The following is a 22,377-nucleotide window of genomic DNA, read 5'->3' as shown; positions in this document are numbered from 1 at the left end:
CTAGGGTTGTTGTATAGCTTTTTCAATACTAATACCTACATCGGTGATGCCAGGTAACTGGCTAACGCCTTCTACTTCACCGTTATTGCGTACTGCCTGTGTTATAGTTATGTTATAATTTCCAGATTCTGCAAACTGTATTTGCTCTTTAAACCATAACTTATTTTCTTTAATTGCGCCTATTCCCTCACCCATCCATTTTCCATCTGGGTACGCCATTTTATACTCTAGCGTATCTGTTATAGTTTTTCCGTGCGGAAACTCTATCGCAGCCACTATAAATAAATTGTTGAAAGGATAGTCATTTGTATTTCTAACATTAATAAACACATCATAAGGAGTAACCGAATCTAAGTCGGTTAACGTAAAAGTGATTGCCTCGTTTTTATCCCAAACTCCAGGCAAAGAGATAGACTCACTCCATACCGCAGGTGTGTCGCAAGAGATGCAACAGAGCAATATACCTATGCAGGCTAGGATATTACGCATTATTTTTTGGTTTCGGTTTTGATCTTCGTTTATTTTTCTGTGGCTTTCCTCCAGTGGTAGCTTTTGCTTTATTTTTGGAGTTGCCTTTAGAACGATTTCGTCCTTGATTTGTATTTTTACTATTGCGGTTTCTACGATTATTTTTACTGCGTTTAGGCCTGTCAAAACGAGTTAAACTATCTTGACCCACTACATTATTAAACAGCTTTTCGTCTGGAATAATTACGTCTTCAATATATTCTTCAAGGCTAGCCACGGCTTTCCCTTTTTTATTGATGGCTATAATTTCGTTCACCTTTTCAACTTTCAAGATATGCCAATTCATACCCTCTTTTTCGTAAGAGAACCACATTAACCCTTTAAAAATATCAATTTTTTGGCATTGTGCCATGCCTTTGTCGGTCTTCAATTTAACATCGTTACGTGGAAACTCTTCTAGCGCCTCCATGTAGGTGTCTAACTCATAATTTAAGCAACATTTCAACTTTCCGCATTGACCCGCCAACTTTTGCGGATTCAAACTTAGTTGTTGATACCTTGCTGCTGAAGTATTTACAGATCTAAAATCTGTTAACCAAGTAGAACAACACAATTCGCGTCCGCAAGAACCTATTCCGCCCAAGCGCGCTGCCTCTTGACGCAGCCCAACTTGCTTCATTTCAATTCGCGTGTTAAAAGTGCGCGCAAACTCTTTAATAAGTTGTCTAAAATCTACACGCTCTTCGGCAGTATAATAAAAAACAGCTTTAGATCCATCGCCCTGAAATTCAATATCACTAAGTTTCATTTTAAGTCCGAGCCTGATTGCAATCTCACGCGATCTTTTCTGAATATCTGCTTCGCGGTCACGGCATTTTTGCCAGATGTCTATATCTTTTTGAGTGGCTTTTCTATAGATTTTTGGCAGCGCTTCAACATCAATTTGCTGATTTTTCTTCTTCATTTGTACCCGTACCAATTCGCCGGTAAGGGTAACCATACCTATATCATGCCCTGGCGAGGCTTCTGTAGCCACGGTGTCGCCAATAGATAATGAAAGTTTTTCGTGATTTTGATAAAAGTTTTTTCGTCCGTTTTTAAAACGAACCTCAACCGCATTAAACGGTTCTTGATTGCCGGGGAGCGACATATTTGAAAGCCAATCGAACACCGTTAATTTGTTACAGCCATCGGTGCCGCAAGTACCATTGTTCTTGCAACCCTTTGGCTGTCCGTTGGCGCCTGAGGCACAGCTGGTACAGCCCATATTAGTATATATAAAGGAGGTTAGAAAAGCCTTTCAATCGATAAAATATGGTAGCTTGAAACATGGTTTCAACTGCCAGCCCGATAAAATGTTCTTCCATTCTGGCGGGCGCTCAACCAGACATTTTTATGGCCTTTCTGTGTATTATCCTCTCGAAAATTAAACAAAAATTTAATAGGTAAAGATACCAATAATATTGACGATGTACGATTTGCGATATGCGATTTTTACAGGAAATAACTCAAACCCCACCCGAACGTCACTTTTATGGAACCTAGAAGTCTTCCGTTATTTTTTAAATTTGAGTTTCTCGCTTCTTCCTTTCTTGAATATTTTATTGCTATTGTGTTGCCCACTTCTCAGTTTTTTCTGCTCCTCATACGGCAATTGAATGATTTCCTGACACTCGGTAGAGCAGCATTCTTGCATGGTTTCGCGACAGCTCTCACATTGTATAAATAGCAAATGACACGCTTCATTGGCACAATTTACATGCGTATCGCAAGGTTCGCCACATTGGTGGCAATTTGCAATAATATCTTCGGAAATTCGCTCGCCTCGCCTGTGGTCAAACACAAAATTTTTACCTAAGAACTTATTTTCCAGACCTTTATTTTCTACTTGTCGGGCATATTCTATAATACCACCTTCTAGTTGAAATACATTTTTAAACCCTTTGTGTTTGTAGTAGGCACTGGCTTTTTCGCAGCGAATACCACCTGTGCAATACATGACTAGTTTTTTGTCTTCTTTATGATCTTTTAGGTCTTCTTCAATAATATCCAGACTATCTCTAAAGGTATCTACGTCTGGCGTAACGGCACCTTTAAAATGCCCGATTTCACTTTCGTAATGGTTGCGCATGTCTACCAAAACGGTATCCGGATCTTCTAATAGCTTATTAAAACCTTCGGCATCTACGTGAATACCCTTATTAGTAACATCGAAGGAATTGTCGTTGAGTCCATCGGCGACGATTTTGTGTCGCACCTTTACTTTCAGCTTTAAAAACGATTTTAGGTCATGCTCGATGGCGATGTTAAGACGTACATTTTCAAGAAAATAGATGCCGTCTATAAATTCTTTAAAATTTCCGAAGTTCTTGGCGGGCACAGAAAGTTGTGCGTTAATGCCTTCCTTAGCAACATAAATTCGCCCAAGCACCTGTAGCTCGTCCCAAGCTACAAATAGGTGATTTCTAAAAAGTTCTGGATTGCCAATGTTGGCATATTGGTAAAAAGAAAGAGTTAATCTGTCTTCGCCTGCTTCTTCGAGCATGGCGGCTCTTTCTTTCGCACTCATTTTATTGTACAGTTGCATGCTATACTAATTTACGGGTGAAAAGGTTATTTAACGCTGCAAAGATAGGGGTTGTCAATTTAAATTGCTAGTTTTAGGTATCTCCCCTTTCAAAAAAATTGATATTATGAAATCTATTTTCACACTTGTTGCCTGTTTTATGTTTACAGTGGTTAGCTTAGCTCAAGACCCAAATTTGGCTGGGTCCAGTTGGTTTCTTGAAAGCATAACAATTGACGGAGTTGAATATTCTATTCCGTCTACAGGTGGAGATCCAGATTTACTCTTTGAAATTTCAGAGTTTTTTTTAAGTCCGCCTACACTTCGCACAGGATTTTGTAATGGTTTTAATCAGACGGTGCAATACAGTAGTGGGAGCGATCTATCGTTTGTGCTTTCTAACAATCCCGATATTATTTCTGGGTCTTGCACCGAACCTGAAAGTCTAACTTTCGATGCTCAATTTTTGTCTATTTTCTATCAAAACGAAACAACCGCAAAAAACCCCTTTGTTTACGAAATCATAAACAATGGAACGACAAATACAAAGTTAGAAATCACGAATGGAGAGGGCGATAAGGTATTATTCGATGACAATTTACTTTCAACTAACAATGTTACTGTAAATCGTATTGATATTTTCCCCAACCCCGTTAAAAACCATTTAAACTTCACATCTACAGTTCTTTTAAAGTTTGTTCATATTTTCGATATTCACGGAAGAGAAGTTTACACTACACGATTTCAGCAAAACAATCCAAAAATAAATACCGAGACACTAAAGGCTGGAGTGTATTTTATAAAAGCCGAAAGTGATACGGGCGAGCAACTTATTGCCAAGTTTGTTAAAGTTTAAACAACTGCTACAATAACCCCAATATATTATGAAACCAATACTTTTATTCGTGCTCAGTGTATTCACTACACTAACTACCGTTGCCCAAGATCCAGCACTATTTGATACCACTTGGTATATTCATAAAATTACCGTAGACAATGTTGAAACGTTTCCGCCAAATAGTTCAGAACCAATCCCTTTTGATGAAACCAAATTCTTTATGAACCCAAATACTATGGGCACAGGATACTGCAGTAACTATGGTGCTGAAGTAATTTATCATCCCGTTGATGACACTTTTGAACTTCAAAGCGTCGTTGAGCTAAAAGGAACTTGTAATGAACAAGCTAATCTTGATTTTACCACCTTGTTGGCATATTTTATCACAGTTGATTTTGAACCTTTTGGCGAAATTATTGAATACGAAGTCACCACCTCAGGAGGCTCTAAGTCGCTCCTTTTAACCAATAGTCTTGGCGATAGTGTTTTATATGGCAATGAAATGCTCGGGGTGGCAGATAACGAGCAAGTTAACGTACATGTATATCCCAACCCAACGGCAGATGTTCTCTATATAGAAGTAGGGCAACAAGAGGTTACAGACCTAACTATCTACAACCTATCAGGAAGTCAAGAACGTTCTATTTCCGAAGTAAAAGGCAACAACTCAATAGATGTACAAAGTTTAAAAGCAGGAGTGTATTTTATAAAAATTACAAATGATACTGGAATGCAACTTTTCAATAAATTTGTGAAGCAATAATAACTTCTGGAATAACCCCATTAAGGCCTTCCTGTCTCATATAAAAGAGGAAGGTCTTCTGTTTTAACGTTCAATTTAAACTGTTAACAAAATCTCCTAATCTCCCGTTGTGTAGGTTGCTGTAAACCTAAAGAAATAGTATTTTTACTTCTTGACTCCTCTATTAATTTAACAGAACCCATGAGCAACGAAAAAGACGCAAAATTAAAGGCATTAAAACTTACCTTAGACAAATTAGACAAGACCTACGGAAAAGGAACGGTCATGAAAATGGGCGATAGCGCCGTACAAGAAGTAGAAGTAATACCCACAGGATCGTTAGGTCTTGATGTAGCATTAGGTGTAGGAGGCTATCCAAGAGGACGAGTGATTGAAATCTACGGACCAGAATCTTCTGGTAAAACCACATTAACGCTTCATGCCATTGCAGAAGCGCAAAAGCAAGGTGGCATTGCCGCGTTTATAGATGCCGAGCATGCTTTTGATAGATATTATGCAGAAAATTTAGGGGTTGATATAGAAAATCTCATCATTTCGCAACCTGATAATGGCGAACAAGCCTTAGAGATTGCCGACAACCTAATTAGAAGTGGTGCCATAGACATTATTGTAATTGACTCTGTAGCAGCTCTAACGCCTAAAAGTGAAATAGAAGGTGAAATGGGTGATAGCAAAATGGGACTGCATGCGCGTTTAATGTCGCAGGCCTTGCGAAAACTTACAGGGTCTATAAGCAAGACTAACTGTACGGTGATCTTTATTAACCAATTACGTGAAAAAATTGGGGTGATGTTTGGGAATCCGGAAACCACTACTGGTGGAAATGCCCTAAAATTTTACTGTTCGGTACGTTTAGACATTCGTCGTTCTACACAAATTAAAGACAGCAACAGTTCTGTACAAGGAAATAAAACCCGCGTAAAAGTGGTAAAAAACAAGGTGGCACCTCCTTTTAAAACCGTAGAATTTGACATTATGTACGGAAAAGGAATTTCGAAAGTAGGTGAGGTAATAGATTTAGGAGTAGACTTCGAGATTATTAAAAAAGCTGGATCTTGGTTTAGCTACGATGACACAAAACTAGGGCAAGGACGCGACGCTGTAAAAACGCTCCTTTTAGACAATCCGGAGTTAATGGAAGAGCTAGAACTAAAAATAAAAGATTCTATTGCTGCGTTAAACGAATAAATTACTTTTATAACGCAACCCTACCTGTTATTGGGTATCTACGCATTGTAGAAGCCCAAATAGCTGATTTGTCGCCACAACTAAGTGTAAAACAACCAACTAACCACGGCAACTACGTTTGACATTAGATGAGCTCATACAAAAATGTAAGCAGCACGATGTAAGCGCGCAGGGTGAATTGTACAAACAATACTCCAGCGTTATGTTTTCCATCTGCTTGCGGTATTCGCCAAATTATACAGAGGCCGAAGACAATCTGCAAGATGCATTCATGACCATTTTTGATAAAATTGGGCAGTTTAAAGGCAAAGGTTCTTTTGAAGGTTGGATGAAGCGTGTTACGGTAAATACCGTGCTACAGAAGTATAGAAGACAAAAAGTCTATGCTATTAAAGAAGAAGCCAATTTAGAACAACCTGATGATGAAGATGTAGTGATAGAAAGTGAAGTGCCATTGGCATTTTTACTAAAAATCATTCAGGAATTACCAGATAGGTACAGATTGGTGTTTTCTATGTATGTATTAGATGGGTATCAGCATAAAGAGATAGCTGAAATGTTAGGAATTAGCGATGGCACGTCTAAATCTAATCTAGCCAGAGCAAGAGGCATATTGAAAACGAAAATTGAAGCCTATAGAACAACGGAAGAATAATGTGTAAAGCACTAAAAACGTGTTATATAGATTAAATAAAGAGCGGTATTAGCCGTTATTAATTAGATTGATTAACAAAATTACAAGTCATTCCCCCTTAGAAGACTTATAATGAAAGAAAAGAAAAACATAGACGAACTCTTCAAAGCGCAGTTTCAAAATTTTGAAGCTACACCTTCTCCTGCTGTTTGGGATGGTATTGAAGCGCGACTTAAAGAGAAGAAAAAAGAGCGTCGCGTAATTCCAATTTGGTGGCGTGTAGCTGGCGTTGCCGCGTTAATTGCTTTGCTATTCACCGTAGGTCTTTCTTTGTTTGATACTACCACAACCCCTTCTAATGAAATTGTAACAGAAGAGGTTTCTCCTAAAACCAATACTAATTCTACTACCAATGACGATAGTTCAACGATTGTTGATAAAACCGTTATTAGTAATGAAACGCAGGTGGCTTCAGAAAATAATACAACTACTACCACTTCGGAACGTAAAACTAATGTTACAACCCCAAAGAACAATTCGATTATTTCCGAAGAAAAACAAATTAACAATAGTATTGTAAGCAAAGAGGCAGTTGCCGAGACGGGCACCAACAAAAGAACGAATAATACCAACACTACAACTCAAAATAAAACTTCTAACACACAACTTCGGAAAACCCCATCAGAGAAGGCTTCAACAATTTATAACACGAAAAAGGAAGCTGTAGCAGTTGCAAAAAATCCTAATAATAAGGTAAATAAAAATTCTGAAACTACCCTAAACCCTTTGGTGAAGGACAACACAAAGGTAGTTTCAGAAAAAGTTGGAATTGCAGGAAATATCAAAAATGAAAACACGACGATTTCCGAAGAAAATAAAATTAACAAGGCTAAAGAAATTATTACAACCGAAACTGAAGTAGCAACAACGACAGAAGCTGAAGAAAACAAAAAATCGATTTTTGATGCTATTGAAGAGAACAAGCAACTCGAGGAAACGAAACTTAAAAAAGAAGGACCTACCAATCGGTGGGCAGTAGCGCCTACTGTTGGCCCTGTGTACTACGGTTCGCTTTCTGAAGGATCGTCTATAGACCCAATGTTTGCAGATAACCGCCAGAATGGTGATGTAAATTTGAGTTACGGTGTGCAAGTTGCCTATGATATTTCTGAAAAATTAACCATAAGATCTGGTGTAAATAATGTGAACTTAAGTTATGCTACAGGTGATGTTGAAGTAGCTACTGCGCCCGTTGCATTTGCTATTGAAGCTGTAGATTATGGTGGTAGAAGTGCTGTAACAACTGTTTTTGATAAAGGCGGTATTCCTTCCAACACAGATGCGGGTGCTTTTGGAAACATAGTCCCAAAATCTACCGGAGGCAGCGCAGAAATAAGTCAGCAACTAAGCTATTACGAAGTACCTCTAGAATTAAAGTACGACTTATTTGATAACCGATTTGGCATGAACATAATTGGGGGTATGAGTACATTATTTTTAGGAAACAATGAATTAGTAGTAAACGACGGCGATTTTAGAACCGTTTTAGGTGAAGCTAATAATTTAAATTCTATAAGTTTTACCACGAACATCGGGCTCGGATTTAATTACCAACTGAGCAAAAAATTAAAGTTTAATATTGAACCGATGTTCAAATATCAACTCAATCCATATACAGATTCGAGTATAGCTTTTAAACCCTACTATTTGGGTGTGTATAGCGGGTTGAGTTTTAAATTTTAGTCTGCCGGTCAAAAAAACTTTGACTATGTAGATTTAGGTTAGTTTTTAGTTGGTGCGGTGTAAACCCGTCCTAAAGAATGAAGAAAACCGTCTCCCGCCATAGAGACGGTTTTTTTTATACAGTGGGGTTTTCAAGCTCATTTAGAATAACAGCTCTTGTTTTGCTATTTAGCATACGTTTGTCTTCCATTTCCAGTGTAGCTGTAGGGATGGTATTATGTACCTTAACACGCATCTTACCTGGGCTTCCACTTAAAAAGGTATAGGAAAATCGTTTCTTATTATCGTGAAAGGTCATGGGCGCTATAGGAATTTTATGTTCTATAGCCAGTCGAAATGCTCCATCCTTAAATGTATCTAATAAAACACGTTCGTCGTCTGGCACACCTCCTTCAGGAAAAATACAGACACTTAGTCCTTGATTGAGTTTGGCTTGGGCTCGGGTAAAGACGTCTCTTCTACTTCGCGGATTTTTTCTATCTACCAAGATACAAGTGCGTTTGTAGAAAAACCCAAAGACTGGAATTTTAGCGAGCTCTTTTTTTCCCACAAAAACAAATGGATTTCTAGAAACATACAACATAAGCATGATGTCGCTCATAGAGGTATGGTTAGCAACCAACATATAACTCTGCCCCTTAACATATACCTCATCTCGCTTTATTTTGGGCTTAAATCCCATCCCTAGCAATATAATGGTAGCCCAGACTCGTGCTAACCTAAAAAACAAAGGGTACCACTGCTCTCTTAGAATACTAATAATAAGTATTGGCGACATTATAACAATAGGAATTGCCAGCAATATGTAGAACCATATTCTGTAGATAACGTGCGCTATATTTTTTATAAATTTCAAGCTGTGCCAAAAATAGGGATAACTACCATACAAAAAGGGTAAAAAAAGTACCTTTGTGCAAAAGTTAGAAAAACGAATAAAAATAACCGTTTGTACGGGCACCTACTATGGCGAGAATACTTACAGGCTTACAAAGCACAGGAACACCACATCTAGGAAATATTCTAGGTGCAATAGTTCCCGCAATTGAGATATCGAACAAGGCACAAAATGATTCGTATTTGTTTATTGCAGATATGCACTCACTTACTCAAATAAAAGATGCTAACATTTTAAGGCAGAACACCTACAGTACTGCTGCCACATGGCTTGCATTTGGCTTAGACATAAACAAAACTGTGTTTTACCGCCAAAGCGATATCCCACAAGTCACGGAGCTATCATGGTATTTAAGCTGCTTTTTTCCTTATCAACGCCTTACGTTGGCGCATGGTTTTAAGGATAAAGCCAATAGATTAGAAGATGTAAATGCTGGGCTTTTTACTTATCCTATGTTAATGGCTGCAGACATCTTATTATACGATGCAGAGGTGGTGCCAGTGGGGAAAGATCAGTTACAACATTTAGAAATGACTCGTGACGTGGCTTCTCGTTTTCATACGTATTATGAAAATACATTTGTGATGCCAGAAGCGAAAATTCAGGAAAAAACAAAGCTCATTCCAGGAACAGATGGTTCTAAGATGAGTAAAAGTAAAAACAATATTATTAATATCTTTTTACCAGAGAAGCAACTTAGAAAACAGGTTATGGGAATTGAAACAGACAGTACCCCCCTGGAAGAGCCAAAAAATCCAGATACCTGTAACGTTTTTGCGTTGTATCGCTTATTAGCTTCAGAAAATCAAATAGCTGAAATGCGCCAGAACTACCAAGGTGGAAATTATGGCTATGGTCATGCTAAGCAAGCACTATTTGAAGTTATTCTAGCAAAATTTGAGACCCCGAGAGAACGATACAATCACTATATGTCTAATCTTGATGAAATAGAAAGTGCATTGGCGGTTGGAGCGAAGAAAGCCAAAAGCGTCGCTAACGATGTTTTAAAACGTGTGCGCGATAAAGTTGGGTACTAAATAGCCTCAAAAAGTTTTCCTGGCAATGGCCTGACGGCACCTTTTAATTCAAGGGCTAAAAGAAGCGTAGCCACCTTAAACGTGGGCAGTTGGCAAGCAAGCGCAATGGTGTCTAATCCTTCTTTACCGTTGGAAGTTAGATAGGTATATAACATCTTTTCTGCATCCGAAAACTCTACAAACAATTGTGTTTGGGTAGTTGGCCTTGGCGTTTCACTTACATTCCAGCCCAGCATATACACAAGATCTGCCGCGCTGGTAAGCATGTGAGCCTGATTCGATTTTATTAAATTGTTGCACCCTAGACTTTGTTTATCTGTAGATCTACCAGGTACCGCAAAGACATCGCGGTTATAGCTATTTGCAATATCTGCCGTAACAAGGCTACCTCCTTTCTCACCAGATTCTATAACAATGGTGGCCTCACTAATACCGGCAATAATTCTGTTTCGTTTTAAAAAGTTAGAACGATCAAAAGGGTCGTCACTCCAAAATTCGGTTAGAAATCCGCCATTTTCTTCAAGTTGAGTCACGTACTTTTTATGGGTTCTAGGATAAATTTGGTTAAACCCGTGTGCCAAACAACCAATGGTCTGCAAATTGTTAGCTACGGCCACTTTATGTGCTGAAATATCTACTCCATACGCAAAGCCAGAAACAATTACGGGGTTTAGCGGTGCAAGCTCTTCGATACATTGCTTGCAAAAATTTGCTCCGTACGATGTAATTTTCCTAGTTCCTACGATGCTTACAATATTTCTATTATGTAGATGTATGTTGCCCCGCTCAAAAAGGAGTATGGGTCCGTCTAAACAGTGTTTTAATTTTGCGGGATAAGTATCTTCTAAAAAATAGTGACATGCAATATTATTTTTCAGAATATAGTGAAGCTCGGCTTCAGCTTTTGGGAGTTGTAATGTAGCCGAAACTTCCTTTAATTTTAAGGCGCCTATTCCGTCAATCTTGAGTAAATGATGTTTCTTTTCTTTAAACACACCCTCGGCAGAACCAACTGTACTAATTAATTTTTTTGCCGATGTGTCTCCTAAATTTTTTACCCGTTGTAGTGCCAAGGTATACAGCAATTCATTTTGTGAGAGCATACACAGAATATTGCTGGGGAGTTGGGTTAAAAATACGAATTTCTATGTTGTTAATAAATTAGACTCATTTCTATTGACAAGCGCAGAAAAAAAATCTATGTTTGTTTTAATGCAGTTAGCTACGTACATAAGTGATTTGTTATATCGATACGAATGTGTTATTGTTCCAGGTTTTGGAGCTTTTATTACACAATATCAATCTGCCAGAGTAGATACAGTAACTCATGAGTTTTATCCTCCTGGTAAATCTGTTATGTTTAACAGACAGTTACAAACCAACGACGGTATTCTTGCAAATTATGTAGCGAGTGTAGAAAATTGCGATTATACACGGGCGCTTCAAAAAATTAGAAATTTTACGGGTAGTCTCTCTTTACAATTAAGCGAAGGGAAAACGGTAACTGTTGCTAACGTAGGTGATTTTTATTTGAATGAAGAACGAACCGTTCAATTTCAACCGTCTGCTACGGGTAATTTTAATACTGCTTCATTTGGGTTATCACCCATGAATATCGCGAATATTTCTCGAGAGACTAATGTTGAAACAGCTAAAGTTTCAGAAGAGAAAACACCTATTCTATTTACTCCAGAGAAAAGAACTACATTTCCATATCTTAAATATGCGGCTATTGGATTAGTTGCTATTACGTTAGCAGGTTTTGGCGGAATGAAACTGTATGAAAACAACGTACAGGAGTATAATTTTGCTGAAAGACAAAAAGCAGAAACAATGGTCGAATCTCAAATTCAGGAGGCAACTTTTGTTATTGAAAATCCGTTGTCGGCTTTAACCATTACAGTGCCTAAACAAAAAGGTAAATATCATGTGGTAGCTGGAGCGTTTAGAATTGAGAGCAACGCAGAAAAAAAAGTGGCGCAATTGGCAGAGCAAGGGTTTTCTGCGAAACTTATTGGCGCAAACAAGTATGGGTTGCATCAAGTTGTGTATAGTAGCCATGAAGACCGCTTAGAAGCGTTGCGTGCATTACGTACTATCAAGAATACGCAGAATAAAGATGCGTGGCTTCTTGTAAAAGATCTTACTAAATAAACACCCTTTCTTTTTTGTTTATCCTTTTATAAAACTATGATACCCGTAGTGGGATTTAGTACCTTTGCAAAAAATTTACAATGGAACCTAAAAGCCCGAAACTTTCACGCACCGTAATCACCGACTTAGTGTTACCTGGAGAAACCAACCCTATTGGAAATATGTTTGGTGGCGAATTATTGGCCAGAATGGATCGAGCAGCCAGTATAGCAGCTCGCAGACATAGCAGACGTATTGTTGTTACCGCATCTGTAAATCATGTGGCGTTTAATAAAATGATACCGTCTGGAAGTGTTGTAACTGTAGAAGCTCAGGTGTCGCGGTCTTTTAAAAGCTCTATGGAAGTATTTATGGATGTTTGGATAGAGGATCGTGAAAACGGAATGAAGACCAAAGCGAACGAAGGTATTTATACATTTGTAGCGGTAGACGAAATGGGCAACCCAGTTCCAGTTCCTGCTGTGGTTCCTGAAACAAGCTTAGAAAAAGAACGTTTTGAGGCAGCATTAAGAAGGCGCCAGTTAAGTTTAGTACTCGCTGGTAAATTAGCCCCTGCTGAAGCTACAGAATTGAAAGCGCTCTTTATTTCATAAATTTTCTACGAACTCACTAATTTTTAACACTATTTCATCGGGTTTTTTTAATTATAAGTCAACTTTTTCATTAGTATTGAATATATTTGATACCGTTTCGGTTAAATTTAACACTTTACTGAAATTCACCAATTTAATTTTAAAAAAACTAATTCTATGAAAAGTTCTACTTTTTTCTCTACAATGAGAATTAAAAGTATGTGTTTTATGGCGCTTGTAATGGTCTCTGCCATGTCATTTGCTCAAAACCCATACACAATCCAGTTTCAAGATGAAACAATTGAGATGCCTGAAAATATTGGCACATTTCAATGGGCAGACATGCCAGAAAAATCACAATTAGCTAACGGGTTTGTTGGTTGGGTACAATTTTACAATACTCCAACTCAAGATGTTCAAGATTTGTTTGCAGCAAACAGATTAGAGCTAATTAACTATATTTCTAATCACGCTTACCTATTTTATTTCCCAGCAAACACGTCTGTAGCATTGTTAGCAGACAACGGTGTACGTTCTATTGTTCCTGTTGATAACCGTGTTAAATTATCTAGTGCACTTAAAACAGGCGCTATTGGTGACTGGGCTATTAGCGGAGATAACTTTTTAGTGACTTTACAACATCACGACAAAGTTTCTACAGATTATGTAATTGCGCAATTGGCTGCAGAACAAATTGGTGTTGTTGAAAGATATTCGAATTCTAACAATATTGATTTAACGATTCCTAACAACTGTTTAGACGCACTATCTAACCTTTCTTTTGTAAAGTGGGTTGAAGTAGTTGTAGCTCCTTCTATTCCTGATGATCTTCGTGGAAGATCACTTCACAGAGCGAGTGCACTTGATACACAAACTACTGCTGGAAGAAATTATGACGGTACTGGTATTGGTGTAATGTGTAGAGATGACGGAGCTGTTGGTCCGCATATTGATTTCCAGGGAAGAATATTTGGTATAGTTGGTAATAACGGTAGCAACACTCACGGAGATGGTGTTTCTGGTATTATGGCTGGAGCGGGTAATAGAGACCCAAAAAATAGAGGTATGGCAGCTGGAGCAGATTTACACGTTGTAAATTATAACGCTAGTTTCCTAGATACTGCAACTAACAACCTTATTGCAAGTGGTGACGTACAGATTACTAACTCTTCATATAGTAACGGATGTAACGCTGGGTATACTACAATTACAGAAACAGTAGATCAGCAAAGTATTGATACTCCAGAATTATTACATGTGTTTTCTGCAGGTAACTCTAACAACCTAGATTGTGGATACGGAGCAGGAAACCAATGGGGAAATATTACAGGTGGTCATAAGCAAGGTAAAAATGTTATTGCTACTGCCAATGTATTTTTTGATGGTGAATTAGTAAGTTCAAGTAGCCGTGGGCCAGCACATGATGGTCGTATCAAGCCAGATATTTCTGCTAACGGGCAGAACCAAATATCTACTGCACCAAACAATGGATACCTTACTTTTGGTGGTACTTCAGGAGCAGCTCCTGGAATTGCAGGAATTTCTGCTCAATTATACCAAGCGTATATGGAAGCAAACGGAGGTTCTATGCCAGACGGTGCATTGATTAAAGCAGCACTTTTAAATACTGCTAACGAAGCTGGAAACGTGGGTCCTGACTTTAAATTTGGTTGGGGAATTGTTAACGGACTTAGAGCAGGTATTTTAATTGAAGATGGACGTCACTTAGATGATGCTATCTCTCAAGGCGGTTCAAACACACACAACATTACCGTTCCTGCTGGAACTGCTCAATTACGTGTAATGCTTTACTGGAACGATCCTGCTGCAAATGTAGGTGCTACAACAGCATTGGTAAACGATCTAGATCTTGAAGTTACTGATCCGGGATCTACTACATTCCAACCTTGGATTCTAGATTCTACTCCAAATGCAACTGCATTAGATACACCTGCAACCAATGGTGTAGACAGATTAAATAATGTAGAGCAAGTATTAATCAATAATCCAACAGCTGGAACATACGATATTGATATTTCTGGATTTAACGTGCCAGAAGGACCTCAAGACTATTACGTAGTTTGGGAAGTTATAGAAGAAAACTTAACATTAACATACCCTAACGGTGGTGAGAAGCTACGTGCTAACAACCCATACGTAATACACTGGGACGCTATTAACACTACGCAAGATTTTGTATTAGAATACTCAGATGATGATGGTGCTTCTTGGAGCAATATCGCAACGGTAGATAATGATGAAACACTTTTCACTTGGTCTTTCCCTGCAACATTTACTGGAGAAGGATTAGTACGTATTACAAGCGGAGCATTCTCAGACGTAAGTGATGTAAACTTCTCTGTTGCAAATTTCCCTACAGTAATGAACGTAACTAAAGTGTGTGAAGGAGAAGCAACCTTTACATGGACAGCTGTTGCAGACGCAGAATCTTACGATGTTTATCTTCTAGGCGAAAAGTATATGGAAGTAGTTGCCAATGTAACAACTGAAACGGCTACAGTACCTGTTGTTGAAGGTGGTGGTGGAAACTATAACTTCTGGTATGCTATTGCAGCCAAAAATGATACAGAAGGTTGGGAAAGTCCAAGAAGAATAGCTTCTAACTACGATGGTGGAACGCTAGACTGTGTGTTAGGTGTTAATGATAATGCACTTGCAAATAGCATTACAATGTATCCTAACCCAGCAGACAATAAAGTATTTATTGACTTTGGAACTACCACTGTAAGTGACGTAACAATAGCTGTAACAAATAGCTTAGGACAGACTATTCAAACGTTATCTAATAGAGATGTAAACAGTACGCAAACTGCAATTAATGTATCTAACTTCGGAACAGGTATCTACTTTGTTACCATTACCGCAGATGGATCTCAAACTACAAAGAAGCTTGTTGTAAAATAAGTAACTTGTATATAGAATAGAAAAGTCCCAGCAATGCTGGGACTTTTTTTATGGTTTAATACCAGATTACATTTTATAAATCCAATCGGCTGGATTAAGTCTTTTGGTGTTCTGAAATATTACAAATTTAAAGGTAGTCTTTCCAGTAGTTGGATTGGTATAAATAGTACCTAAAGGTTGCTTCGTACTTACCTTATCTCCTTTCTTTACTAAAATATTAGTAAGATTGTTATACACTGAAATATAATTACCGTGGCGAACCATTACGTTCATGTTGGCTCCTTTAACTTGCTGTATTTTTAAGACCGTTCCTTCAAAAACGGCGCGTGCTTGTGTTCCTGTTTCTGTTGCTATTTCTACACCACTATTAAACACCTCCACATTCGGAAATTGTGCATGCCTATGTCTTCCGTAGCGTTCTACAACAATACCCCCCTTGGTGATGGGCCATGGAAGCTTTCCTTTATTTGATGTAAAATTAGCAGCCAACGCTTTTGCCTCTGCATTCATAACAAAAGTCTTACTGCTCTTTTTTACAGTAGTTCCCTTATTAGTAGCTTCTCCAGAATCTTTGTTGGCGGCTGCAATAGCCTCGGCAATTAATTTATCTATTTCTCTATCTAAAGCATTGGCTCTTTTTTGCTTTGCTCGTATCTGATTAGCAAATGAACCTTCATCCTTTTTAAGTGAAGCTATTAAACTTTCTTGGTTTTTACGTTCTTTGGTAAGTTCTATTTTGGTACGCTCATTTTCTGCAATAAGCCTTTTCTTTTTTTCATTCTGCTCTAGTAAATCTTTATTCAAGATTTTAAGCAACGCTGTCTTCTCCTTAATAGCTTCTCCTTGCTCCTTTCGGTACTTTGTGTATTGCTTCATATACTGAACGCGTTTATACGCCTGTAAAAAGCCCTCAGAAGATAACAAAAACATTATTCTACTTTGTTCAGACTTACTTTTATACGACTTCTGAATCATTGCGGCATAGTCTTCTTTTAAAGTAGTAAGCTCTGTCCTAAGGTTATCTATCTTACCTAGGTTATCATTAATCTCTCTGGTAAGTAAATTTGCTTGTCTATTGGTAATTTTAATTAAGTTTTCTGTTGTCCTTATTCTTTGATTTAAGTCTTCAACTTGTGTAAGTACCGACTTTTTCTCTCCTCTTGTTTTAAAAAGTAACGAATTAATTTGTTTTATTTCTTGAAGTATAGATTGCCGCTGTGCTTCTAGCTCTTGCTGTTTTTTAGATTGCGCAAAGCCTTCCGTAGTAAAAAAAAGGAAGGAGACAAGAACAATTAATAAGGACAGATTTTTTCGCATCATAATTTCATTTCAGAATAACCGTCTGGTATGGTAAACGGAAAACTAATAGAAACATTGGGTTCAATCTTCCGATACGTTAAATCAATTTTTGTGGTACTGTCATTCTCTGAGGCCAATACATGAATTTCTTTTGGGTACAACGCGCCTTCTATAGTTTGATAATCGTCGTATCTAATCGTTAATATTCTGCCTTTGTCTGGCTGTGAAAGTGTCTCTGAAGCTATTCTGAAATTTCCTGACAACATTAAAAGCGAATAGATAAAATTAGGATCTTGGTTTTTGGGCTGTACTTTGTATTTGTCTGCTACCACTTCTGAAGTATAATTCCCTTGGTTTAGATTAAAAATACTCTCCCCTAACAATATGCTTTGCGCTTGTTGAAAATTTATTTCAGTACCTAACCAGTTACTTAAAAGACTGAAATCTCCGTCGAAATAAGTCTTGCCCACGGTTTCGTAGTACTGCACTCTCTCTGTAGTAATCTTAGCTTTAGCCAAAGTAATTCCTAATAGAGACGCTTTCATCCAGATGGTTTTGTCCTTCTCCATACGAACACTTATCGTTATGCTCTGCTCCTTTTTTTCGTCTCTATAAACCACAAAAACGCGAGCAGCAAGTGTTTTAAAATTGGGGGAAGCATTATTGTGCGCTGTGGCAATATTTTTTACAGAAAGATTTTTAACCGTACCGCTAACGCTTTTTGTTCCTTTACAGCCCACTACAAACAGTGCAAGAACCACTACAACTATGAATTTTTTCATATTAATTGTCCAACTTTATTTGCGCGGCTTTAACTTTAAATGACGCAGCCTTATTAACCTCTCCTTTCGCTTCATATGCAATGCGTAATTGATCATAGAAGTCGCGTTCTACACGAGGATCATCTAACAAGAAATCTAAGCCTGTCTCTAAACTTTCTATTGCAACATCAGACTTTTGGAGTCTATTATTAGCAACCCCATTCAGCAAATACAGCATGGCCTGAGCAGGAAAAGTACCCAAGGCTTCTTCACTTAACGCGGCTGCCTCTTCATATTTTTTTAGATCTATTTGCAATAACAATGTATTTTTCAGCAAACTATAATTGTCACTGTCTAAAGCAACTCCCTTATCATAAAAGCTTAGTGCCACCTCTTTTTTTCCTTTAGAAGTGTAATATTGCCCCAGAGACTCGTATACTTGTCCAGAAGAATCATCTGCGAATAGAAGCACAACTTTTTCTAAATTTGTTTCGTATTGAGGGTTCTCATTGACAAAATTTATAAAATCTGCTAGCACTTTATACTTGCTTTCTTTTGAAACTTTAGTCGAATTAAAGACAATGTCCATAGATTTTAATGCCGCATCTGTGTCTCCGGCTTCCAGATAAAACTTATAAAGCGCAAAATGTACCAACTCACTTTCTGGTTGATTTTTCAATAATTCTTTGGCCGTTGCAAACGCTTTTTCTGTGTTTCCCTGCTCACTGTATAAGAAAATCAGGTTGAGATAATCTTGCTCTTTTTCTGGATTCTTATCTATTTTATCCTGAAGGTTGCTAATGGCACCTTCACTATTGCCAGTAACCTTGTAAATATTTCTACGTAACGCATTTCTATATATGCTTTCGCCCCACAAATCGTCTAGTTCATCTAGCAATTCTAATGCCTCATCGTACTGCTTGGTGCGGTTGTATAGGTTTACTAAATCTTCTTTGTAGTCTTCGTCTTGCGTTATAAGTACCTTCACTAACGGAATAGCCTTTTCGTAATTTCGTGTTTCATAATACACGTCATACAGCGCTTCTTGCACATCTAAATTAGAAGGTTGCACTCCCAAAACACTTTGGTAACTCAATTCTGCTTCGTCATACCGTTTTAGAGCAGCCAGATTTTTTCCTTTTTCAAAATTAATTACTGCTACATTTTCACTGTTTCCTTTGGCTGCCTTTTCTGCTAAGGCAAGTGCATTTAAGGCCAGTTCGTAGTTTTCAATGCCCTTTTGTTTTAAGGCTTCAAAGAAGTTTTCTTGAAAAGCGTCTGTTACATTACCTAGGTCGTCGGTAGGTTCTGTCACCTCTTCATCTTCTTCGCCTTGGGCATAGGTAATAGAACCGGAAAGGAGAATTCCGAAGAGAACAAAGAAATATGCTATTTTAATTTTCACAACAGCTATTCGGTCGAGCGCAGTCGAGACCTATGTTTAATTGTGCTCGATTAAAAGACCTCTCGACTGCGCTCGAGGGGACGTTGTAAACTTATTTCAATTGCGAATAATCGCCAATACTCACATCGGTAAAATTACCATTAAAGTGTGCATGGTTGCCAATCATTGCATTGTCTAAGGTAGCATTTTTAACTACTGTATGTGTTTGTATTATACTATTCTTAACGCTACTGTCTTCAATTATTGTGCCTTTACCTATAGAAACGTATGGCCCTATGGTACTATTTTTAAGTTGTACCCCTTCTGCAATAAAGCAAGGTTCTATTATTGTTGCGTTTTCTTTTGTTATGTTTTCTGAAACTAAAGGTTCATTTGCCTCATGAAGAAACCCTAGCATACGGAGATTTGTTTCTACAGTTACTTCTTTGTTCCCGCAATCCATCCATTCACTTACTGTTCCTGTTTTAAAGACTTTACCACTAGCCATCATACGTTTAATACCGTCGTTAATTTGGTATTCGCCTCCATTAATAATGTTGTGGTCTAAAACATATTGCAGTTCATTTTTTAATACAGCAACATCTTTAAAGTAGTAAATACCTATAACGGCTTGGTCACTCACAAAGGTTTCTGGCTTTTCTACAAGTTCAATAATTTCGTCATTGTCATTCAAATTAACAACCCCATAGGCTTCTGGGTTATCTACTTTTTTTGTCCAGATAACACTATCTGCTTCTTTGTCTAAGTCGAAATTGGCTCTAATTAAGGTGTCGGCGTATGCAATAACAGCCGGACCACTTAGAGAAGGTTCTGCACACATTATGGCATGACCAGTACCCTTAGGGTCTAATTGCCGGTAAATACTTGGTTTTGCACCTAAACTCTTAGCAAGGTCTTGTAAACTTTCAACTACATCCTCTCCAAAAAAGGCTGGATCACCAAGAATAAACGCAATCTCATCTATGTCTTCATTAAGTACCGCGGCGATATCTGCTACCAAACGATGTACTATGGGTTTACCTGCTACAGGAATAAGTGGTTTTGGAACGGTTAAGCTATGTGGGCGAAGGCGACTTCCGCGACCCGCCATTGGGACTATTATTTTCATCTACACTTTTAAATTTACGCAATTAGATTTTTGTCATTATTTAACGCCAGTACTTCCAAACCCACCAGCGCCACGATCTGTTTCGGAAAGTTTCTTTACTTCTTCAAAAACGGCGCGCTCGTGTTTGGCAATGACTAGTTGTGCAATACGTTCGCCATTTTCAATCGTAAAATCTTCGTTAGAAAGATTCACTAAAATAACGCCTATTTCACCTCGATAGTCTGCGTCTATGGTGCCTGGGCTATTTAATACGGTAATTCCCTTCTTTGCTGCCAGACCACTTCTAGGACGTACCTGTGCTTCAAACCCAATTGGGAGCTCTATAAAAAGACCTGTTTTTACAATCGCCCGTTGCAATGGCTTTAATGTTGATGCTTCTGAAACATTAGCCCGAATGTCCATTCCAGCACTAGCAATAGTTTCATAGCTTGGGAGCGGGTGATTAGACTTATTTATAATTTTTATGTTGGTCATTGTTGTGTATTTCTAATGGCTTTCTTGGCACCTCTGTTATTGAACAAATTAAATAGATTTGAAATCCTACGTAAAACCACATGACTACTTTTTTATAATTCGTTTTAAGTCGTTTTTTTCTGAAAGGATCACAAGCAACAAAAATACCAATAATAATACAGTTCCTATAAGGAGATTTCCTTCAAAAACATAAAAGGCTACCCCAGAAAATGCCACGGAAAGCAATAGGTAGCCGCCTATTTTCTTTATATCGTACGGTACTGCGTAGTATTTCCTTCCGAAGAAATAAGACAAAAACATCATGGTACCATAAGCTGCTAAGGTAGCTATGGCAGATCCCATATAGCTCATAAGAGGTATGAGTATAAAATTGAGTGCTAGAGTTATAAGGGCGCCTGCAATAGAAATATAGGCTCCAAATTGTGTACGGTCTGTCACCTTATACCACACTGAAAGATTGTGATAGATTCCTAAACACAGATTAGCTAACAATATAATAGGAACAATAGATAGTGCTACCCAATACTCTGAATCTGCAATCAATAAGCGCTTAAACACATCTATATAGACGATTACAAATAGTAAAATTATGCTTCCAAAGATGGAAAAGTACTTTGTAATAGTGGCGTAGGTAGTTTTTGCATTTTCAGATTTTGCATGATTAAAGAAAAAAGGTTCAATACCTAGTCTAAAAGCGGTTGCGAAAAGGGTCATAAACACTCCCAGCTTGTAGCATGCCGCATACACACCAACCTCAGTTTCGGCTATATTTTCAGGCAATAAATATTTCAGTAAAATTTTATCGAACGCTTCATTTATACTAAATGCAATTCCAGCGACAAGAACAGGAAAAGCGTATTTAAGCATTTTCTTCCACAACACTTTGTCTATTCCAAAGCCAATTTTAAGATACAAAGGCAGCAACAATAGCAGCGTGCAACCACTTGCAATAGTATTAGAAACAAAAACGTAGACCACTTTGTTCTCCTCGGTATAAATTGAATTCCAGAACGAATCTACCCCCTCTGTAACTAGCTGTGGAAGCATTAAGAAAAAGAACAAATTACACCCCAAATTAATACAAACATTCAAAATTTTGATGGCCGCATACCGCATGGGCTTTTCGTTCGCTCGAAACCATGCAAAAGGTAAAATAACCAACGCATCTAATGATAAAATTAGGAGGGCGTAGGTGACATATTCTGTTTTAAAATCTATGTATGCTGCCAAGGGTTCTCGGCATAATAGTGTACCCGTTAAAAAGAGTAGTGTAGTAAGTGTTAATGATGATAATACCGTACGTTCTACCACTCGTTTCTGGTCTTCATGTTTATTAATAAATCGGAAGAAGGCCGTCTCCATGCCGTAAGAAAGCAGGACATTGCCAAGGATAATATAAGACATTAGTGTAGCGTACACCCCAAACTCTGAGGGCATCATCACGGCCGTATACAGCGGTACGAGAACAATAGCCAGTGCTCTGGGCAATACCGTGGCAAGGCCATATATAAATGTTTGTTGAAAGAGTTTTTTAAAGAGGCCCAATA

Annotated in this window: 20 protein-coding genes; 9 read left to right on the top strand and 11 right to left on the bottom strand. The window is 38.0% G+C overall.

All coding sequences use genetic code 11. The features are described from left to right. The 3 genes from G5B37_RS10460 to trhO all read right to left on the bottom strand — a co-directional run bounded on the left by G5B37_RS10460 (position 1) and on the right by trhO (position 3,055). Entirely contained in the window at positions 1–489 is a 489-nt protein-coding gene (locus G5B37_RS10460) for a gliding motility lipoprotein GldH (protein ID WP_164679978.1), read from the bottom strand. Continuing rightward, entirely contained in the window at positions 482–1,735 is a 1,254-nt protein-coding gene (locus tag G5B37_RS10455; protein ID WP_164679977.1) for a PSP1 domain-containing protein, read from the bottom strand. Before G5B37_RS10455 ends, G5B37_RS10460 begins: the two co-directional genes overlap by 8 nt. 288 nt (positions 1,736–2,023) lie before the next feature. Beyond that, complete coding sequence (gene trhO, locus G5B37_RS10450) at positions 2,024–3,055, bottom strand: oxygen-dependent tRNA uridine(34) hydroxylase TrhO (RefSeq protein WP_164679976.1); 1,032 nt, start codon at positions 3,053–3,055, stop codon at positions 2,024–2,026. Between the two features lie 106 nt (positions 3,056–3,161). Between trhO and G5B37_RS10445 the strand changes: the two genes are divergently transcribed. The 5 genes from G5B37_RS10445 to G5B37_RS10425 all read left to right on the top strand — a co-directional run bounded on the left by G5B37_RS10445 (position 3,162) and on the right by G5B37_RS10425 (position 8,200). After that, a complete protein-coding gene (locus tag G5B37_RS10445; protein WP_164679975.1) occupies positions 3,162–3,890 on the top strand; it encodes a T9SS type A sorting domain-containing protein in 729 nt (242 codons plus the stop codon). 28 nt (positions 3,891–3,918) lie between these two features. After that, positions 3,919–4,635, top strand: a complete 717-nt coding sequence (locus G5B37_RS10440; protein ID WP_164679974.1) for a T9SS type A sorting domain-containing protein — start codon at positions 3,919–3,921, stop codon at positions 4,633–4,635. 180 nt (positions 4,636–4,815) lie between these two features. After that, the gene (gene recA, locus G5B37_RS10435) at positions 4,816–5,823 is read left to right on the top strand and encodes a recombinase RecA (RefSeq protein WP_164679973.1); all 1,008 of its coding nucleotides are present in this window, start codon (positions 4,816–4,818) and stop codon (positions 5,821–5,823) included. Between the two features lie 118 nt (positions 5,824–5,941). Beyond that, complete coding sequence (locus G5B37_RS10430; protein ID WP_164679972.1) at positions 5,942–6,478, top strand: RNA polymerase sigma factor; 537 nt, start codon at positions 5,942–5,944, stop codon at positions 6,476–6,478. Between the two features lie 111 nt (positions 6,479–6,589). Beyond that, on the top strand, positions 6,590–8,200 hold the full coding sequence (locus G5B37_RS10425; protein WP_164679971.1) for an outer membrane beta-barrel protein: 1,611 nt from the start codon (positions 6,590–6,592) through the stop codon (positions 8,198–8,200). A 115-nt stretch (positions 8,201–8,315) separates the two neighbouring features. On the opposite strand, the gene G5B37_RS10420 is transcribed toward G5B37_RS10425, so the two are convergent. Beyond that, the gene (locus tag G5B37_RS10420) at positions 8,316–9,056 is read right to left on the bottom strand and encodes a lysophospholipid acyltransferase family protein (RefSeq protein WP_263649789.1); all 741 of its coding nucleotides are present in this window, start codon (positions 9,054–9,056) and stop codon (positions 8,316–8,318) included. 107 nt (positions 9,057–9,163) lie between these two features. Here G5B37_RS10420 and trpS point away from each other — a divergent pair, with 107 nt between their 5' ends. Continuing rightward, on the top strand, positions 9,164–10,132 hold the full coding sequence (gene trpS, locus G5B37_RS10415; RefSeq protein ID WP_164679970.1) for a tryptophan--tRNA ligase: 969 nt from the start codon (positions 9,164–9,166) through the stop codon (positions 10,130–10,132). Here trpS and dprA read toward each other — a convergent pair. After that, positions 10,129–11,235, bottom strand: coding sequence for a DNA-processing protein DprA (gene dprA / locus G5B37_RS10410; RefSeq protein ID WP_164679969.1), 1,107 nt, complete (start codon positions 11,233–11,235; stop codon positions 10,129–10,131). The genes trpS and dprA overlap by 4 nt on opposite strands. 97 nt (positions 11,236–11,332) lie before the next feature. Here dprA and G5B37_RS10405 point away from each other — a divergent pair, with 97 nt between their 5' ends. From G5B37_RS10405 to G5B37_RS10395, 3 genes are all read left to right on the top strand, one after another. Then, positions 11,333–12,286 carry an HU domain-containing protein gene (locus G5B37_RS10405; protein ID WP_263649788.1) on the top strand — a complete coding sequence of 318 codons (954 nt, stop codon included), beginning with the start codon at positions 11,333–11,335 and terminating at the stop codon, positions 12,284–12,286. An 80-nt stretch (positions 12,287–12,366) separates the two neighbouring features. Next, positions 12,367–12,879: an acyl-CoA thioesterase gene (locus G5B37_RS10400; RefSeq protein ID WP_164679968.1), complete on the top strand. Its 513-nt coding sequence runs from the start codon at positions 12,367–12,369 to the stop codon at positions 12,877–12,879. Between the two features lie 156 nt (positions 12,880–13,035). Beyond that, entirely contained in the window at positions 13,036–15,783 is a 2,748-nt protein-coding gene (locus tag G5B37_RS10395; protein ID WP_164679967.1) for a S8 family serine peptidase, read from the top strand. Positions 15,784–15,849: 66 nt separating this feature from the next. On the opposite strand, the gene G5B37_RS10390 is transcribed toward G5B37_RS10395, so the two are convergent. The 6 genes from G5B37_RS10390 to G5B37_RS10365 form a co-directional block, all read right to left on the bottom strand. Next, positions 15,850–17,103 (bottom strand): murein hydrolase activator EnvC family protein, encoded by a 1,254-nt coding sequence (locus G5B37_RS10390; RefSeq protein ID WP_263649787.1) that lies wholly within the window; start codon positions 17,101–17,103, stop codon positions 15,850–15,852. After that, the gene (locus G5B37_RS10385; RefSeq protein ID WP_164679966.1) at positions 17,100–17,864 is read right to left on the bottom strand and encodes a DUF4292 domain-containing protein; all 765 of its coding nucleotides are present in this window, start codon (positions 17,862–17,864) and stop codon (positions 17,100–17,102) included. Before G5B37_RS10385 ends, G5B37_RS10390 begins: the two co-directional genes overlap by 4 nt. Position 17,865: 1 nt before the next feature. Further along, positions 17,866–19,248, bottom strand: a complete 1,383-nt coding sequence (locus G5B37_RS10380) for a tetratricopeptide repeat protein (RefSeq protein ID WP_164679965.1) — start codon at positions 19,246–19,248, stop codon at positions 17,866–17,868. 91 nt (positions 19,249–19,339) lie between these two features. Then, complete coding sequence (locus tag G5B37_RS10375; protein WP_164679964.1) at positions 19,340–20,356, bottom strand: sugar nucleotidyltransferase; 1,017 nt, start codon at positions 20,354–20,356, stop codon at positions 19,340–19,342. A gap of 36 nt (positions 20,357–20,392) precedes the next feature. Next, positions 20,393–20,830, bottom strand: a complete 438-nt coding sequence (gene dut, locus G5B37_RS10370) for a dUTP diphosphatase (protein WP_164679963.1) — start codon at positions 20,828–20,830, stop codon at positions 20,393–20,395. An 84-nt stretch (positions 20,831–20,914) separates the two neighbouring features. After that, the gene (locus tag G5B37_RS10365; protein WP_164679962.1) at positions 20,915–22,375 is read right to left on the bottom strand and encodes a lipopolysaccharide biosynthesis protein; all 1,461 of its coding nucleotides are present in this window, start codon (positions 22,373–22,375) and stop codon (positions 20,915–20,917) included. Between the last annotated feature and the right edge of the window lie 2 nt (positions 22,376–22,377).

The organism is Rasiella rasia (assembly GCF_011044175.1).
In the GTDB taxonomy this organism is placed as follows: domain Bacteria; phylum Bacteroidota; class Bacteroidia; order Flavobacteriales; family Flavobacteriaceae; genus Marinirhabdus; species Marinirhabdus rasia.
The sequence above is the reverse complement of the archived record's forward strand: the minus strand, read 5'-3'. Positions and strand labels throughout refer to the sequence as shown.

Coding starts and splice junctions, on each gene's coding strand:
- G5B37_RS10385 (WP_164679966.1), bottom strand. CDS start 17,864: ATGAAAAAATTCATAGTTGTAGTGGTTCTTGCACTGTTTGTAGTGGGC.
- G5B37_RS10425 (WP_164679971.1), top strand. CDS start 6,590: ATGAAAGAAAAGAAAAACATAGACGAACTCTTCAAAGCGCAGTTTCAA.
- recA (WP_164679973.1), top strand. CDS start 4,816: ATGAGCAACGAAAAAGACGCAAAATTAAAGGCATTAAAACTTACCTTA.
- G5B37_RS10440 (WP_164679974.1), top strand. CDS start 3,919: ATGAAACCAATACTTTTATTCGTGCTCAGTGTATTCACTACACTAACT.
- G5B37_RS10395 (WP_164679967.1), top strand. CDS start 13,036: ATGAAAAGTTCTACTTTTTTCTCTACAATGAGAATTAAAAGTATGTGT.
- dprA (WP_164679969.1), bottom strand. CDS start 11,235: ATGCTCTCACAAAATGAATTGCTGTATACCTTGGCACTACAACGGGTA.
- trpS (WP_164679970.1), top strand. CDS start 9,164: ATGGCGAGAATACTTACAGGCTTACAAAGCACAGGAACACCACATCTA.
- dut (WP_164679963.1), bottom strand. CDS start 20,830: ATGACCAACATAAAAATTATAAATAAGTCTAATCACCCGCTCCCAAGC.
- G5B37_RS10405 (WP_263649788.1), top strand. CDS start 11,333: ATGTTTGTTTTAATGCAGTTAGCTACGTACATAAGTGATTTGTTATAT.
- G5B37_RS10390 (WP_263649787.1), bottom strand. CDS start 17,103: ATGATGCGAAAAAATCTGTCCTTATTAATTGTTCTTGTCTCCTTCCTT.
- G5B37_RS10400 (WP_164679968.1), top strand. CDS start 12,367: ATGGAACCTAAAAGCCCGAAACTTTCACGCACCGTAATCACCGACTTA.
- trhO (WP_164679976.1), bottom strand. CDS start 3,055: ATGCAACTGTACAATAAAATGAGTGCGAAAGAAAGAGCCGCCATGCTC.
- G5B37_RS10460 (WP_164679978.1), bottom strand. CDS start 489: ATGCGTAATATCCTAGCCTGCATAGGTATATTGCTCTGTTGCATCTCT.
- G5B37_RS10455 (WP_164679977.1), bottom strand. CDS start 1,735: ATGGGCTGTACCAGCTGTGCCTCAGGCGCCAACGGACAGCCAAAGGGT.
- G5B37_RS10375 (WP_164679964.1), bottom strand. CDS start 20,356: ATGAAAATAATAGTCCCAATGGCGGGTCGCGGAAGTCGCCTTCGCCCA.
- G5B37_RS10445 (WP_164679975.1), top strand. CDS start 3,162: ATGAAATCTATTTTCACACTTGTTGCCTGTTTTATGTTTACAGTGGTT.